Source organism: Actinosynnema sp. NPDC053489, assembly GCF_044544865.1.
Classification (GTDB): domain Bacteria; phylum Actinomycetota; class Actinomycetes; order Mycobacteriales; family Pseudonocardiaceae; genus Actinosynnema.
Window position 1 is genome coordinate 19,801 of the sequence record NZ_JBITXT010000002.1, and the last position, 15,501, is coordinate 35,301.

Consider the following 15,501-nt stretch of genomic DNA (forward strand, 5'->3'; position numbering starts at 1 on the left):
CCCGGCAGGGGCCCGTAGCACCCTAGCCGTCCGGGGCGGGGATCCGACGAGGATCCCCGCCCCCCTCATTTTCGGGTGCTCACCACGCGTTCCGCCCGTGACACCGGGTGTCACGGGCGGAGGTGCGGCTTTCGGACGCGCGGCCGGGCGGCGGGTCAGATGTCGCCGAGGACGGGTTCGAAGGCCAGCTCGGCGGCGCCGACGAGCTTGGCGTCGCGGCCGAGCGGCGACGAGACGATCCTGGTGCCGCCGACGGCGCGGGAGACCAGCGACCGCGTCTGCACGGTGCGCCGCAACTGCTCCACCAACGACTCCGGCAGCGCGGTGAACAGGTCGCCCAGGACCACCAGCTCCGGTCCGAGCATGTTGACCACCGTGATCAGCCCCATGGCCAGCCACTCGGTGAACTCGCCGAGCCGGTGGGCGACGCTGTCCGGCGAGCCCGCCAGCGACCGCAGCTCGGCCACCACCGTGCCGCGCGGCGCGTTCTCGGGCAGCGAGAGGGCCCGGCACAGCGCCGCCTCGCCCACCTCGGTCTCCCAGCAGCCCTGGCAGCCGCAGTAGCAGTGCCGGCCGCCGGGCCGCACCACCATGTGCCCCAGTTCGCCGACGTAGCCGCCGGTGCCGCGCAGCGGTTGGCCGCTGGAGATCACTCCGCCGCCGATGCCGACGTCGGCGGAGATGTAGACGATGTCCGACGAGCCGCGCGCCGCACCGCGCACGTGCTCGGCCAGCGCGCCCAGCTCGGCGTCGTTGCCGACCTGGACGGGCACCTTGAGCACCGAGGACAGCCGTTCGCCCAGCGCCACGTCGGTCCAGTGCAGGTTCGGCGCCTCGTGCACGTGCCCGTCGGCGCGGCGGACCACGCCGGGCACGGAGACGCCGACGCCGACCGCGGTCACGTCCAGCTCGTCGGCCAGGAGCTTGGCCGAGTCGGCGATGTGCGTGATCACCTCGCCGGGGTCGCGGGTCCGCTGGTGCAGGTTCCACGAGTCCCGGCCGAGGATGTCGCCGCCGAGGCCCACCACGGCCATCGCCACCTGCTCGACGCGGATGTCGATGGCCAGGACGGCGGCGGCCTGGGGCTGCGGCAGCACCAGCAGCGACGGGCGGCCGGCGCCGGAGCGCTGCGCCGGCACCCGTTCGGCCACCACGCCGGATTCGGCCAGGCCGTCCACCAGGGCCTTGATCGTGCTGCGGTTGAGGCCCAGCTCAGCCGCCAGCGACGCCCTGGTGGAGGGCCCGTCCACGTGCAGCCGGCGCAGCAGCGCCGTCCTGTTGTGCCGTCGTACCTCGTCGGGCCGGGCTCCCGCGGTCGGTGAGCTCACGTCAGCGGGCGGCGGTGGCCGCCCGGCGGCGGGACAGCGCGTCGACGCTCGCGGCGAGCAGCAGCACCAGACCGGTGACGATGTAGACCACGGCGGCGGGCTGGTTGAGCAGGCCCATGCCGTTCTGGATGGTCGCCAGCACCGCGCCACCGACGACCGCGTCGCGCAGCTTGCCCTTGCCGCCGAACAGCGACGTGCCGCCGATGACGGCCGCGCCGACCGCCATGAGCAGCGTGTTGCCGCCACCCGCGTTCGGGTCGACCGAGCCGACCTTCGACGAGTAGACGATCGCGCCGATGGCCGCCAGCGAGGAGGCGATGACGAACACGCTCATCCGGATCTGCGCCACGTTGATGCCGGCGCGGCGGGCGGCTTCCTGGTTGCCGCCGACGGCGTAGACGTGCCGGCCGTAGCTGGTGCGCTCCAGCACGAAGGTGCCGATGACCAGCATCACGAGCACGATCGGCACGACGAACGGCACGCCGGCGATCACGACGAGGCTGCTCTGCGACCGGTTCTGCGTCAACGCGTAGGTGGCCGCCGCGGCCAGCACGAGGACCGCGCCGACCTTGATCAGCACCATCGGGGTGGGCGGTGCCACCAGGCCCTTGCGCAGCCGGCTGAAGTGGCGGACGAGCACGATCGCCGCGTAGCCGCCGGCCGCGAGGACGAACAGGATCCAGGAGCCCGCGGTGTCCAGGTTGCCGTTGGCGACGTTGAACAGGGTGTCGTCGCGCAGGCCGAGGGTGCCGCCCTCGCCGATGAACTGCAGGATGACGCCGCCCCAGGCCAGGAACAGCGCCAGGGTCACCACGAACGACGGGATGCCGACGCGGGCGACCAGGAAGCCGGTGATGCAGCCGATCGCGGTGCCGACGCAGACGGCGAGCAGCATCTCGACCCACGGGTTGGCCGGCACGCCGATCAGCGAGATCGCCAGCGCCACGAGCGACAGGGCGGTGCCCGCCCAGATGCGCATCAGCGCGGCGAGCACGGCGGCCACCGCGAGCAGGGCGCAGAACAGGTAGAAGACGGTGTCGCCCATGCCGCCGAGCAGGTTGCCGCCCTTGATCAGGTGCAGCGCCATCACCGCGGCGGTGACGCCGGACGCGGTGCCGGCGGACAGGTCGATCTCGCCCAGGAGCAGGACGAACACCAGGCCCATGGCGATGATGACGACGCTCGCGCCCTGCGCGAGCAGGTTGGCGATGTTGCCCAGCGTCAGGAACGTGTCGGCCAGCGAGCTGAACACGATCAGCAGCACGACCAGGCCGAGCAGCGCGGGCAGGGAGCCCAGTTCGCCGCCGCGCAGGCGTGCCACGTAGTCGCGCACCGCCTCGCCGGTGGACTGGGACGTGGTGTCGATGCCGAAGTCGGAGATCGCGCCCTGGGGTGCGTCGGGGGCGGTCTCGCTGGTGGTGTTGGTCATGCTGCGTTCCTCGTCGTGGGGAGCTGTGCGCGGCATCAGATGGTGGCGGTCTCGGGGCGGGCGATGCCCAGGTCGCCGGAGCGGCCCGCGGTGATCAGCTCGACCACCTGGCCGTGGGTGACGTCCTTGGTGTTGACCTCGGCGGCCATGCGGCCCAGGTACAGGCACGCGATGCGGTCGGCGACCTCGAACACGTCGTTCATGTTGTGGCTGATCAGCACGACGCCCAGGCCCTGCTCGGCGAGCCGGCGCACCAGGTCGAGGACCTGGCGGGTCTGCGCGACGCCCAGGGCGGCGGTCGGCTCGTCCAGCAGCACGACCTTGCTGTTCCACAGGACGGCCTTGGCGATGGCCACGGTCTGCCGCTGGCCGCCGGACAGGGACGCGACCTGCGTGCGCACCGACTTGACCGTGCGCACCGACAGCGAGGTCAGCGTCTTGCGGGCGGCCTGCTCCATGTCCGCCTCGTCCAGCATGCCCAGCTTGCCGCGTTCCCGGCCCAGGAACATGTTCTGCACGATGTCGAGGTTGTCGCACAGCGCGAGGTCCTGGTAGACGACCTCGATGCCCAGGTGCGCGGCGTCGCGGGGACCGTGGATCTGGACCTCCCGGCCGTCGAACACGACCTGGCCGGAGTCGGTCGGGTGGATGCCCGCGATGCACTTGACCAGCGTCGACTTGCCCGCGCCGTTGTCGCCGACGAGGGCGGTGACCTGGCCGGGGTACACGGCGAAGTCGATGTCGTGCAGGACGTGCACGGGCCCGAAGCTCTTGTTGATGCCGCGCAGCTCGAGGATCGGCTCGCTCACTGGAATTCCTCCGTCTAACCCGTCTGAGGGGGCTAACCCGTTCCCAGGCCACCCGCGCGGGGTGGACGCGCCGGGGCGGGGTGCGTCTCCCACACCCCGCCTCGGCGCGAACCTGGACTGCTACTTGATGCCGAGCTCGGTGCAGGCGGCGGCCAGGTCGGCCACGCAGACCTCCGACGCCTTGACGAAGCCGGCGTCCACGACGACCTTGACCTTGTCCTTGGTGATCAGCTGCGGGGTGAGCAGCACGGACTTGACGTCGCGCTTGCCGGTGGGGTCGTTCACGGAACCGGTGGCGATCTTGTCCGCGGCGGCGGTGTCGTTCTTGGCCAGCGCGGCGGCCAGCTTGGCGGTCGCCTCGGCCTCCTCGTTGATCGGCTTGAACACGGTCATGAACTGGTCGCCGCGCAGCACGGCCTGCAGGCCGTCCGGGGTGGCGTCCTGGCCGGTGACCGGGACCTTGCCGTTCAGGCCGTACTTCTTCAGCACGGTGATGACCGCGCCGGCGAGGCCGTCGTTGGCAGCGACGACGCCGTCGACCTTCTGGCCGTTGCCGGTCAGGATCTGCTCGAACGTGGTGCCGCCGACCTGGTTGTCCCACTTGTCGATCGGCTTGGACTGCACGAGCTTGTAGTCGCCGGCCTCGTACTTCGGCTTCAGCACCTTCTGCTGGCCGTTGTAGAACAGCGTGGCGTTGTTGTCGGTCGGGGCGCCCTCGATCTCGATGACCTCGGCCGGCTTCTTGCCCGGCGCCAGCGCCTGCAGGCCCTGGACCAGGCCCTGGCCCTGCAGCTCGCCGACCTTCTCGTTGTCGAACGAGACATAGTACTTCGAGCTGCCGCCCAGGTTGAGCCGGTCGTAGTCGATGACCGGGATGCCCTGCGCCTCGGCCTTCTTCGCGACGGTCGCGCCGACCTCGCTGTTCGGCGTGGCGATGATCAGCACCTTGACGCCGGCGTTGATCATGCCGTCGGCGAGCGTGGAGAACTTCTGCACGTCGCCCTGGGCGTTCTGGATGTCCGCCTGGAGGCCCTCGGCCTCCAGCGCCTTCTTCAGGAGCGGCTTGTCGAAGCCCTCCCAGCGCGCGGAGCTGGCGGTCTCGGGGAGGATGACGCCGACCTTCGCGCCGCCCGAGCCGCTGTTCGTGTTGGTGTCCGAGGTGGTGCTGCCACCCGAGGACGTGTTGGCGCCACATGCCGTCATGGCCACGGCGAGGCCGGTGCCAAGGGCGATGAGAGCGAGGCTCTTGCTGCGCATCCGCCATCCCTTTCACGCAGGAGCGTAAATGTTGTGGCGCACAACGTATGCCCCGACCCACGGTGACTGGAAGCACACTTGACCGGTACAGTGGGCACGATGCGCTAACGACGAGGTAACCGGACGGTCATCTGACTACGCCTAATGCAGTAGTTCGTTACGAGCGGTCACAACAAAGGTCACCACGAGCGCAACGTGGCGATCCGCTCCTCGAGCTGCTCGATGCTCGCCATCGCCGTCGGCGGGCCGCCGCAGTACTCGCGCAACTGGTTGTGGATCTTGCCGTGCGGCTTCTTCGTGCGGTGGTGGTGCATGGCCACCAGGGTGTTGAGCTCCTTGCGCAACTGCGCCAGCCGCTCCTGCACGCTCGCCGGCCGGGCGGGCGCGGGCGGCGGGGGCGCGGCGACCTGGCGCTTGCTGGCCTCGACCAGCTGCTTCTCCTGCCGCTGCCGCAGCAGCGCGCGCACCTGGTCGGGTTCGAGCAGGCCGGGCAGCCCCAGGTACTCCTGCTCCTCGTCGCTGCCGGCGAACGCGGCCGTGCCGAACGACGACCCGTCGTAGATCACCTGGTCCAGCTCGGCGGAGGCGCCCAGCGCGGTGAACGCCCGCTCCTCCTCGCCCGGCTCGTCCTTGACCTGGTTGGCCTGCGACAGCAGCTCGTCGTCCCAGCCGTCCTTCTCCCGGTGCGGCTTGTCCAGCACGTGGTCGCGCTGCTGCTCCAGCTCGCTGGCCAGGCCCAGCAGCACCGGCACGCTGGGCAGGAACACGCTGGCCGTCTCGCCCTTGGCGCGGGCGCGCACGAACCGGCCCACGGCCTGGGCGAAGAACAGCGGCGTCGAGGCGCTGGTGGCGTAGACGCCGACGGCCAGCCGCGGCACGTCGACGCCCTCGGACACCATCCGGACCGCGATCAGCCAGCGCTCGGTCGACGCGGCGAACTCGGCGATCCGGCCCGACGCCTTCGGGTCGTCGGACAGCACCAGGGTCGCCTCGTGGCCCGTGGTCCGCTTCAGGATCTCGGCGTAGGCCTTGGCCACGGTCTGGTCCGTGGCGATCACCAGGCCGCCCGCGTCGGGCATGCCGCCCTCGCGCAGCTGCGTCAGGCGCATGTCGGCGGCCTTGAGCACCGACGGCATCCACTCGCCGGTCGGGTCGAGCGCCACCCGCCACGCCCGCGCCGTCTGCTCCTGCGTCAGCGGCTCGCCGAGCCGGGCGGAGAACTCCTCGCCCGCGCTCGTGCGCCACTGCGCCTCGCCCGAGTAGGCCAGGAAGATCACCGGCCGGACGACACCGTCGCGCAGCGCGTCGGAGTAGCCGTAGGAGTGGTCGGCCCGGCTGCGCTGCACGCCGTCCGGGCCCGGCTCGTAGCTCACGAACGGGATCGGCGAGTCGTCCGAGCGGAACGGCGTGCCGGTCAGGCACAGCCGCCGCACGGCGGGCGTGAACGCCTCGCGGATCGCGTCGCCCCACGACTTGGCGTCGCCGCCGTGGTGGACCTCGTCGAGCAGCACGAGCGTCTTGCGGTTCTCCGTGCGCACCCGGTGCAGCATCGGGTGGGCCGCGACCTGCGCGTACGTGAGCGCGACGCCGTGGTAGTCCCGCGAGGTGACCGCCATGGTGTTGCGGAAGTTGGAGTCGATCGCGATGCCCGCCTCGGCCGCCGCCTTCGCCCACTGGTGCTTCAGGTGCTCGGTGGGGGTGACGATCGTGACGGCCTCGATGGTGCGGTCGGCCAGCAGCTCGGCCGCGACGCGCAGGCCGAACGTGGTCTTGCCCGCGCCGGGCGTGGCGACGGCGAGGAAGTCCTTCGGCTTGGCGGCCAGGTACTTCGTGAGCGCTCGGCGCTGCCAGGCGCGGAGGGGGCGGGTCGTGGCGACTTGCGGTTGCGACAACCTCGAACCCCTCCTGCGCTGATCAGCGGCGGTGCCGCGCGGGCCGTGCGGTGGTGGACACGCAAATGCCCTCGGTGCGGGTGACCGTCGAGGGCAGCGACAGCCTACCCGCTGCGGGCGCGGCGCACGGTCGCCGATGCCGCGAAATCACCCGCCATGCACCATGCTTGATGTCGCGATGGCTTCGCCGAGGGACGACACAGCACGCAGCGCGGGTCGCAAGGGCCTCCTGCGGCTGTTGGCGCGCACGCTGAACAAGGCGTGGGACGGCAGCATCTTCTCCGAGGCGGCCGAGGCGGCGTTCTGGCAGGTGCTGTCCTTCCCGCCGCTGCTGCTGGGCCTGCTGGGCAGCCTGGGCTACCTCGGCGACTGGTTCGGGCCGGAGGTCGTCAGCGCGGTCAAGGACCGGATCATCGGGACGTGCCGGACGATCTTCAGCCAGGACGTCGTCAACGGGGTCATCGTGCCGACCGTCGACCAGATCCTGACCACCGGCAAGGGCGAGATCGTCTCGGTCGGGTTCCTGATCTCGCTGTGGGCGGGGTCGTCGGCTATGTCGTCGTTCGTGGACGCGATCACCGCGGCGCACGACCAGTACGGCGTGCGCAACGAGGTGTGGCAGCGGATCTTCGCGCTGCTGCTCTACATGGCCAGCCTGCTGCTGCTGATCATCGGCCTGCCGGTGCTCGCGCTGGGCCCCGACCTGCTGCCCGGCGTGTTCCCGGTGTCGTGGCGGCCGACGATCGAGGCGTGGCTGAGCGGGTTCTACTACCCGGTGATCGGGGTGCTGCTGGTGCTGGCGCTGGCGACGCTGTACAAGCTGTCGCTGCCGAACAAGCTGCCGTGGCACCGGCTCGTGCCGGGCGCGGTGCTGGCGATGGCGGTGTTCCTGCTGTCGTCGATCGGGCTGCGGCTGTACATCCAGTGGATCACGACCACCGGGTACACCTACGGCGCGCTGGCGACGCCGATCGCGTTCCTGCTGTTCGCGTACCTGATCGGGCTCGCGATCACGCTGGGGGCGTACTTCAACAGCGCGATGCAGGACATGTGGCCGGCGCGGATGACGAAGCGGCAGCGGCGGCGGTGGCAGCGGCTGGAGATCGAGCGGGCCGCCGAGCGCATCCGCTCCTCCGACGAGGCCCGGCCGGTGGACGACCGGCACACCGCGCCGTCGCCGGCGGACCTGAACGGCACCGTGCCGCTGCCCGTGGAGCGCCGGACGACCGGCGGGGACGACAGGGGCTCGGGCGCGCGGCCGGAGCGGGACCCCGGTTTCGCCGGTTCGCTGGAGGACCACCCCGCTCCGCGCGACACGCGGGTCGGTGGCCAGGACGCCGGGCCCCGCGGGTAGGACCCGGCTTCAGCGGAGGGCGGTGGCGCGGAGGACGGCGAAGACCCCGGCCCGCGTCGCGCGGGTGCCGGGGTCGCCTCCCGCCGACCGGCTCAGTCGCCGCCCTTGGGCAGGCTGTCGTAGATCTTCTTGCACTCCGGGCAGACGGGCGACCCGGGCTTCGGCGACTTCGTCACCGGGAACACCTCGCCGCACAGGGCCACCACGTGCGTGCCCATCACCGCGCTCTCCGCGATCTTGGCCTTGCGCACGTAGTGGAACATCTTCGGGGTGTCGTCACCGGTGTGGTCCGTGCCTTCCGGCCGGGTCTCCACGTCGGGCAGAGTCTGCGTGCTCACCCGCCCAGCGTACCTGGGATGATGGCCCCTCGTGAGTACGCCGAGCATCACCGACGAGGTCCGATCCGCCCTGGCCGAGAACCGGCCCGTGGTCGCGTTGGAGAGCACGATCCTGTCCCACGGGCTACCGCCCGGCCGCAACCGCGAGGTCGCCGAACGGCTCGAGGGCGTGGTGCGCGCCGCCGGCGCGGTGCCCGCCACGATCGCCGTGCTCGGCGGCGTCCCCCGGATCGGGTTGACCCCCGCCGAGCTGGACCGCGTCTGCGACCCGGCCAACGACCTGGTGAAGCTGTCCCGGCGCGACCTCGGTGCCGCCTGCGCGCTGGGGCGGGACGGGGCGACGACCGTCGCGAGCACGGCCGCGCTGGCGCACGCGGCGGGCATCGGGGTGTTCGCCACCGGTGGCCTGGGCGGGGTGCACCGGGGCGCCCGCGAGACCTGGGACGTGTCGGCCGACCTGGACGTGCTGGCCACGACGCCGGTGCTGGTCGTGTGCTCGGGCGTGAAGTCGATCCTCGACGTGGGCGCGACGCTGGAGCTGCTGGAGACCCGGTCGGTGCCGGTGATCGGGTTCGGGACGGACCGCTTCCCCGCGTTCTACCGGCGCGAGTCGGAGTTCGGCGTGCCGTGGCGGGTCGACTCGGCCGCGCGGGCCGCCGCGGTGGTGGCGGCGCACCGGACCGTGCCCGGCGAGGCGGGCGTGCTGCTGGCCAACCCGATCCCGGCCGAGTTCGAGATGGCCGCCGACCTGCACGACCGGCTGCTGGCGGAGGGCCTCGACCTGCTGCGCGAGCGGGGCGTGCACGGCAAGGAGGTCACGCCGGTGCTGCTGGAGCACTTCCACAGCGCCAGCGGCGGGGTGAGCCTGGACGCCAACGAGGCCCTGGTCGTGTCGAACGCCTCCCTGGCCGCGGCGGTGGCCGTGGAGCTGGCGGCGTGACGGGGGTCGTGGTCGTCGGCGACGCCGGGTTGGACGTGGTGGCCCGGCACGCGGGCCCGATCGTGCACGGCGGCGACTCGCGGGCGTCGGTCACGATCGAGCCGGGCGGCGCGGGCGCGAACACGGCGGTGTGGCTGGCCGCGTGCGGCGCGTCGCCGGTGCTGGTGGCGCGGGTCGGCGCGGACCCGGCGGGCCGCCAGGTGCACGCCGAGCTGACGTCGGCCGGGGTGCGGTGCGCGTTCGCCGTCGACACCGAGGCCGCCACGTGCTGCGTGGTGGTGCTGGTGGACGAGACCGGCCAGCGCAGCATGCTGCCCGACCGGGGCGCGAACGCCCGCTTCTCCCCCGGCGACCTGGACCCGGGGCTGCTGCGGGACGCCTCGCACCTGCACCTGTCCGGCTACGTGCTGCTGGACGCCTCGTCGCGGCCCGCCGGGCTGGCGGTGCTGCGGGCCGCGCGGGAGGCCGGGCTGACCACGTCGGTGGACCCGCAGTCGGCGGGGTTGATTTACGACGGGTTCCTGGACGACATCAGGGGCGTGGACCTGCTGCTGCCCAACGCCGAGGAGCTGGTCGCGCTCACCGGGTCGGCGGAGCCGGCGTCGGCCGCCGCGCTGCTGGACGCGGTGGGCGCGGTCGCGGTGACGTCCGGCGCGGACGGGGCGAGCTGGGTCGACGCGGACGGCGTGGTGTCGGTGCCCGCGGAGGAGGTCGAGTGCGTGGACTCGACCGGGGCCGGGGACGCGTTCGACGCCGGGCTGCTGGCGGCCCGGCTGTCCGGCGCGGGTCGGCGCGACGCGCTGCTCGGCGGGGTGCGCGCGGCGGCGCGGGCGGTGTCCGCGGTCGGCGCGCAGCCGGGCGGTCAGCCCTCGATGACGTGATGCGGGCGCGACTCGATCGCCCGGTGCTCCTTGACGAAGCGGCTGGCCTTCTCCGCCTTGCGGGGAGGCCGGTCGTTGGCGATCAGCACCGCCATCCACGGCAGCGGCACCGACAACACGAGGAACGCCAGGGCCAGCCACCAGGTCTGGTAGAAGACCATCGCCAGGATGAGGCACGGGATGCGCGCGCCCATCATGATCGCGTACTTGCGCTTGCGCGCGGCGTGCTGCTCCTCGTAGGAGGGCGCCGCTTCGGTGATGAGCACCGGTGTGCCGTCGCGCTCGGGACTTCCCATGCCTCCATCGTCCCACCACGTGAGCGGAACCGACACCGGCCCGATGTGTTTTTGCTTGCTCCGCTGCGGGTGGACGCGGCCGCGCGGCGGGCCGGCTGACCTTAGGATCCCGTTGTGGTCGCCCTTGATCGCCTGGTCGACGTGCTGGGCAGCCTCGGCACGCACCTGAGCTGCGCGCCCCGCGGCCGGGCGGTGGAGCTGCGCGGCGTGGCGCTGCACGACCCGGCCGAGCAGCCGGCCGCCGCCCCGGACGACGTGCTGCTCGGGCTGGGCGTGCCCTCCCCCGCGGCGGCCGCGCGGCTGGTCGGCTCCACCGCCGCGGCGGCCGTGGTGCTGCACGGCTCGCCGCCGGTGGACGAACGGGTGCTCGCGGCGGCGAAGCGGTCCGGCGCTGCGGTGCTGCTGGTGGACCCGTCGGTGCCGTGGGGCCAGCTCGCGAACGTCGCGCAGACCCTCGTGCTGGGCGGGCAGGGCTCCGGCGACCTGTTCGCGGTGGCGGACGCGATCGCGGCGGTCGTCGGCGGTCCCGTGACGATCGAGGACCAGCAGTCGCGGGTGCTGGCGTACTCCTACCGGCAGCAGGGCGTCGACCCGGTGCGGGTGCAGACGATCCTGGGCCGGCGGGTGCCGGAAGAGGCGTGGCAGGCGCTGGACTCCTACGGCGTGTTCACGCACCTGGCGCGCTCGGACGAGCCGCTGTTCGTGCCGAAGCTCACCGACCAGCTCGGCGGGCGGCTGGTGGCGGCGGTGCGGGCCGGCCGGGAGCTGCTGGGCTCGGTGTGGGTCGAGGTGGACGAGCCGGTAGACGCGGTGCGCGCGGCGGCGCTGGTGGACGGGGCGCGGACGGCGGCGCTGCACCTGCTGCGGGCGCGGGCGTCGGCGGACCTGGAGCGCCAGGCCGAGGCGGACCTGGTGATCGAAGCGCTGGAGTCCGGCGCGCCCGCGAACCTGGCCCGGCTCGGGCTGCCGTCGACCGACCTGCGGGTGATCGCGGTGCAGGCGCACGCGGGCGAGGGCGAGCACGGGGCGGCGCTGCTGGCGTTCTCCCGGGCCACGGCCGGTTTCGGCTGGTCGCGCCCGGGGCGGTCGGCGTTGTTCGGCAACGTGCTCTACACCGTGCTGCCGTGCGGCGACGACCCGTCGGCGGCGGTGGACTGGGTGCGGGCGCTGGGTCGCGAGCTGCCCGCGGAGGCGGTCGTGCCGGCCGGGATCGGCGGGCGGGCGGACGCGGCGTCGCTGAGCGCGTCACGCGGTGAGGCCGACGAGTGCCTGGCGCTGTCGGCGGGCGAGCCCGTGGTGTACGACCGGGCGTGGGCGCGGGTGCTGCTGCGCCGGTTGGCGGCGGTGGCGGAGGCCGGGCGGTTGCCGTCGCGCGGTCCGGTGGCGGACCTGGTGCGGCACGACGGCGAGCACGGCACGCAGTACGCGATGACGTTGCGGGCGTGGTTGGCGGCCCAGGGCGACGCGCGGGAGGCGGCGCGGGCGCTGTCGGTGCACCCGAACACGCTGCGGTACCGGATGCAGCGGATGGCGGCGGTGACGTCGTTGCCGCTGGACGACCCGGAGCAGCGGTTGGCGCTGGCCATCGCGCTGGCGATCACGCCCCCGTGAGGCCCGCCAACCCGCCGAGCAGCACGGTGAGGCCGAACTCGAACCGCTCGCCCGCGGTCTCGGCGCTGAACAGGTGGCCGACGGCCAGGGTGTTGGCGAACGCGTCGGGCGACAGCGAGCCCAGGTACTCCCCCATCCGCCTGCCGCGGGCCGCGATCTCGGCCGGGTCCACCCCGCTCCACGCGCTCGCCTCGTAGGCGAACGCCTTGGTGTAGAGGGTGAGCGCGTCGGCGGCGTAGGCCGCCTGCTTCGGCGACAGCCCGCCGGCACGCAGCAGGCTGAGCAGCGCTTCGCCGTGCCGCAGGGCGTTCGGGCCGACCGGGATCATGATCTGCCAGGCGACCCGGGCGATGCCGGGGTGGGCCCGCATGGCCTCGACCTGGCCGCCGAGCAGCTCCTTGACCTGCTGCTGCCAGCGGTCGGGGTCGGGCACGGGCAGCGGGACGTCCTCCAGGACCCGGTCCAGCATCAGCTCGACCAGCTCGTCCTTCGTGGCGACGTGGGCGTAGAGCGAGGCCGGTCCCGTCTCCAGGGCCTGGGCGACCCGGCGCATGCTCACCGCGTCCAGGCCCTCCGCGAGCAGCACCTCCAGCCCGGTGCGGACGATCGCCTCCTGGGACAGGCGGGGCTTCCGGGCGGGCCGCGCGGGCGGGGTGCGCCAGGGCGGGTCCTCCGGGCTCATGCGAACACCGTACTTGACACGAACGCCGTTCGTGACGAACATCGTTCGTGACTCGAACACTGTTCGTTCAGGAGGATGCGATGACCCAGAGCGCTGCCGTGCGGGCCGTCTTGGACCGGCTCGTCGAGGCGTGGAACGACGGTGACGCGACCGCTTACGCGGACTGCTTCACCGAGGACGCCGACTACGTGACGTTCTTCGGCCTCAACACGCCGGGGCGCGCGGCGATCGAGGCGGGCCACCGGGCGTTGTTCGAGGGCCCGCTGAAGGGCTCGAAGCTGACCGGGACCGGCGAGCCGCCGAAGATCCGCTTCGTGCGCGACGACGTGGCGATCGCGGTGGCCGGAGGTGGTTCCTCGCTCGACGGCGAGCCCGATCCCGAGCGCGCGTCCACGGTGACGTACGTGCTGGTGCGCGAACCGGACGCGTGGCGGGTCGCGTCGTTCCAGAACACCCGCCGCACGCCGGTGCCCGGGCGCCCGGCCTGACTACCTGGTGCTGGAGCGCACGGTCGCGGTCCAGGCGGCCCCGCGGACCGGGGTCCGGTCGCCGAGCGCGACCAGGGCGCAGGCCCGGCCCTGGTCGCGCAGGGACTGGGCGATCGTGGTGAGCCCCTCCCGTTCCGCGTCCGGGTCGTCGTCCCAGCCGGAGACCGCGAGGTCGTCGGGCACGCGCAGGCCGCGGCGGCGCGCGGCGTCCAGGACGGCGAACGCGAGCTGGTCGCTCATGGCGACGACCGCGTCCGCGGCGCAGGTACCCAGCAGCGCGTCGGCGAGGTCCGCGGCCTCGGCCCGGTCGTTGCGGGCCACGACGGCGACGGGCAGGCGGCCCGGGTCGAGGCCCGCGTCGCGGCAGTGGTCGTAGATGCCGAGGAGCCGGTCGCGGGTGACCGGGAACGGCACGCGCCCGGCGTCCGGGCCGGTCTCCAGGCGCGGGCGGCGGTCGCGGTCGAACGGGAAGCTCAGCACGGCCGGGCGGCGCGCGCCGGGGAACGTGCGGGCGGCCAGCTCGCGGGCGGAGGCGCGGTTGTCGATGCCGACCACGTGCGCCCCGGCGACCGCCGGGCCGCCGTGGACGGCGACCGGTTTGCCCAGGCCGGTCACCACGTCGAGCACCGGGTCGGTGTCGACGGTCGTCCAGACGACGTACCCGTCGACGGACGCCGACCGCACGCGTTCCACGTCGTCGTCCTCGCCGGTGGTGGGGATGAGGTTCAAGCCGATCCCCCGCTCCCGGCACACCTCCGCGACGCCGGTCAGGAAGCGGCGGGCCTGCGGGTCCTCGAACGCGTAGGCCAGGTGCTCGCCGAGGACGACGCCGATCGCGCCCGTGCGGCGGCGGCGCAGGGAGCGCGCGGTCGGGTCCGGGCCGCGGTAGCCCAGCGCGGCGGCCACCTCGCGGACCCGGCGCAGCGTGTCCGGCGCGACCCGGTCGGGCTGGTTGTAGCAGTACGACACCGTCATGGGCGAGACGCCGCTGCGCCGCGCCACCTCCGCCATGGTGACGCGCGGTGATCCGGCGCTGGACATGGCGCCACTGTATCTGTGTATCGTTACACAATGCGTGCTGCGGCTCTCGGGGCGCTCGGCCTCGCCTGCTTCGTCTCGGTGACCTCGGAGAACCTGCCGGTGGCCCTGCTGCCCCAACTGGCGGCGGGCCTCGACGTGCCGGGGTCGTCGGTCGGCCTGCTGATGACGGGGTACGCGCTCGTCGTGGCGGTCACGGTCGTGCCGCTGGTCGCCGCGACGTCCCAGGTCGACCGCCGCACGACCGCCCTGGTCACGGTGGCCGCGATCGCGGTGTCGAACGCGCTGCCGGCCCTCGCGCCCGGGTACGGCGTCGCGGTCGTGGCCCGGCTGGTGGCCGCCGCGGGCCACGGGGTGTTCTGGTCGGTCGTCGCGGCGATGGCGACCCGGCTGCTCGGCCCGGACCGCGCCGGCCGCGCCACCGCCGTGGTGTTCGCGGGCAACTCCCTGGCGTTCCTGGTGGGCCTGCCGCTGGGCTCGTGGCTCGGCACGGCGATCGGCTGGCGACCGACCGCCCTGCTCGTGGCGGGAGTGGCGGCGCTGTCGGCGGTGCTGATCCGCCTCACCGTCGCCCCGCAACCCGCGGCCGGGCCGGCGGGGGCGCGGGACGTCCGGCCGGTCCTGGCCGACCGCGGGCTCGCAGCGGTCAACCTGACCACGGTGGTCGTGGTGACCGGCCACTTCGCCGCGTTCACCTACATCACCGCGATCATCGCCGACCGCGTCGGACTGGCCGGCCCCGGCACGTCGGCGTTGCTGTTCGCGCACGGCGCGGCGGGGCTGCTCGGGTTGGTGCTGGTGGGCAGGCGGGTCGACCGCCGACCCCGGGCCACGGCCCTGCTGGTGACGGGTGGTCTGGCCGCGTGCATGGTCGTGCTGCTGGTCTCGTCGGGCGCCGCCGCGGGCGCGGCCGTCGTGCTGTGGGCGTTGCCCGCGGCCGGCATCGGGGTGGTGCTGCAGGCCGCCGTCCTGCGCTCCTCCCCCGACCGGCCGGACCTGGCCTCGGCGGTGTACGTCGTCGCGTTCCAGGTCGGGATCGCGCTGGGGCGTGGCTGGGCGGTCTCGGGCTGGACCGCGGCGCGCTGCCCGCCGCGGTGGCGGTCGCCGCCGGGTGCGGCCTGGTCGCGTCGTGGGTCGTGCACCGGTCCCCCGCCTTCC

At 73.4% G+C, this 15,501-nt stretch carries 14 protein-coding genes and 1 pseudogene; 6 read left to right on the forward strand and 9 right to left on the reverse strand.

Annotation, left to right across the window (positions count from 1 at the left end):
• Nucleotides 1-155: 155 nt before the first annotated feature.
• The 5 genes from ACIGNX_RS03020 to ACIGNX_RS03040 form a co-directional block, all read right to left on the reverse strand.
• A complete protein-coding gene (locus ACIGNX_RS03020) occupies nucleotides 156-1,328 on the reverse strand; it encodes an ROK family protein (RefSeq protein WP_396535706.1) in 1,173 nt (390 codons plus the stop codon).
• Between the two features lies 1 nt (nucleotide 1,329).
• On the reverse strand, nucleotides 1,330-2,757 hold the full coding sequence (locus tag ACIGNX_RS03025; RefSeq protein ID WP_396535708.1) for a sugar ABC transporter permease: 1,428 nt from the start codon (nucleotides 2,755-2,757) through the stop codon (nucleotides 1,330-1,332).
• A 35-nt stretch (nucleotides 2,758-2,792) separates the two neighbouring features.
• Complete coding sequence (locus ACIGNX_RS03030; RefSeq protein WP_396535709.1) at nucleotides 2,793-3,566, reverse strand: ATP-binding cassette domain-containing protein; 774 nt, start codon at nucleotides 3,564-3,566, stop codon at nucleotides 2,793-2,795.
• Nucleotides 3,567-3,686: 120 nt separating this feature from the next.
• A complete protein-coding gene (locus ACIGNX_RS03035; RefSeq protein WP_396535711.1) occupies nucleotides 3,687-4,823 on the reverse strand; it encodes a sugar ABC transporter substrate-binding protein in 1,137 nt (378 codons plus the stop codon).
• 179 nt (nucleotides 4,824-5,002) lie between these two features.
• Entirely contained in the window at nucleotides 5,003-6,715 is a 1,713-nt protein-coding gene (locus ACIGNX_RS03040) for a DEAD/DEAH box helicase (protein ID WP_396535713.1), read from the reverse strand.
• A gap of 178 nt (nucleotides 6,716-6,893) precedes the next feature.
• Here ACIGNX_RS03040 and ACIGNX_RS03045 point away from each other — a divergent pair, with 178 nt between their 5' ends.
• Nucleotides 6,894-8,069: a YihY/virulence factor BrkB family protein gene (locus tag ACIGNX_RS03045; protein ID WP_396535715.1), complete on the forward strand. Its 1,176-nt coding sequence runs from the start codon at nucleotides 6,894-6,896 to the stop codon at nucleotides 8,067-8,069.
• A gap of 92 nt (nucleotides 8,070-8,161) precedes the next feature.
• Here ACIGNX_RS03045 and ACIGNX_RS03050 read toward each other — a convergent pair whose 3' ends face one another.
• On the reverse strand, nucleotides 8,162-8,407 hold the full coding sequence (locus ACIGNX_RS03050; protein WP_378093284.1) for a DUF3039 domain-containing protein: 246 nt from the start codon (nucleotides 8,405-8,407) through the stop codon (nucleotides 8,162-8,164).
• Nucleotides 8,408-8,438: 31 nt separating this feature from the next.
• Here ACIGNX_RS03050 and ACIGNX_RS03055 point away from each other — a divergent pair, with 31 nt between their 5' ends.
• Nucleotides 8,439-9,347, forward strand: coding sequence for a pseudouridine-5'-phosphate glycosidase (locus ACIGNX_RS03055; protein ID WP_396535717.1), 909 nt, complete (start codon nucleotides 8,439-8,441; stop codon nucleotides 9,345-9,347).
• The gene (locus ACIGNX_RS03060) at nucleotides 9,344-10,228 is read left to right on the forward strand and encodes a carbohydrate kinase family protein (RefSeq protein ID WP_396535719.1); all 885 of its coding nucleotides are present in this window, start codon (nucleotides 9,344-9,346) and stop codon (nucleotides 10,226-10,228) included. The genes ACIGNX_RS03055 and ACIGNX_RS03060 overlap by 4 nt, the downstream gene beginning before the upstream one ends.
• Here the strand turns inward: ACIGNX_RS03060 and ACIGNX_RS03065 are convergent.
• The gene (locus ACIGNX_RS03065; protein WP_396535721.1) at nucleotides 10,210-10,524 is read right to left on the reverse strand and encodes a DUF3099 domain-containing protein; all 315 of its coding nucleotides are present in this window, start codon (nucleotides 10,522-10,524) and stop codon (nucleotides 10,210-10,212) included. The genes ACIGNX_RS03060 and ACIGNX_RS03065 overlap by 19 nt on opposite strands.
• A 114-nt stretch (nucleotides 10,525-10,638) precedes the next feature.
• Here ACIGNX_RS03065 and ACIGNX_RS03070 point away from each other — a divergent pair, with 114 nt between their 5' ends.
• Nucleotides 10,639-12,135 (forward strand): PucR family transcriptional regulator, encoded by a 1,497-nt coding sequence (locus ACIGNX_RS03070; protein WP_396535723.1) that lies wholly within the window; start codon nucleotides 10,639-10,641, stop codon nucleotides 12,133-12,135.
• Here ACIGNX_RS03070 and ACIGNX_RS03075 read toward each other — a convergent pair.
• Nucleotides 12,122-12,817, reverse strand: a complete 696-nt coding sequence (locus tag ACIGNX_RS03075) for a TetR/AcrR family transcriptional regulator C-terminal domain-containing protein (protein WP_396535725.1) — start codon at nucleotides 12,815-12,817, stop codon at nucleotides 12,122-12,124. The two genes, ACIGNX_RS03070 and ACIGNX_RS03075, sit on opposite strands and share 14 nt — an antisense overlap.
• An 80-nt stretch (nucleotides 12,818-12,897) precedes the next feature.
• On the opposite strand from ACIGNX_RS03075, the gene ACIGNX_RS03080 reads away from it, so the two are divergent.
• Entirely contained in the window at nucleotides 12,898-13,305 is a 408-nt protein-coding gene (locus ACIGNX_RS03080; RefSeq protein WP_396535727.1) for an SgcJ/EcaC family oxidoreductase, read from the forward strand.
• On the opposite strand, the gene ACIGNX_RS03085 is transcribed toward ACIGNX_RS03080, so the two are convergent.
• The gene (locus ACIGNX_RS03085) at nucleotides 13,306-14,346 is read right to left on the reverse strand and encodes a LacI family DNA-binding transcriptional regulator (RefSeq protein WP_396535729.1); all 1,041 of its coding nucleotides are present in this window, start codon (nucleotides 14,344-14,346) and stop codon (nucleotides 13,306-13,308) included.
• Between the two features lie 30 nt (nucleotides 14,347-14,376).
• Here ACIGNX_RS03085 and ACIGNX_RS03090 point away from each other — a divergent pair.
• A pseudogene (locus tag ACIGNX_RS03090) lies at nucleotides 14,377-15,330 on the forward strand (MFS transporter); the annotation flags it as partial.
• Between the last annotated feature and the right edge of the window lie 171 nt (nucleotides 15,331-15,501).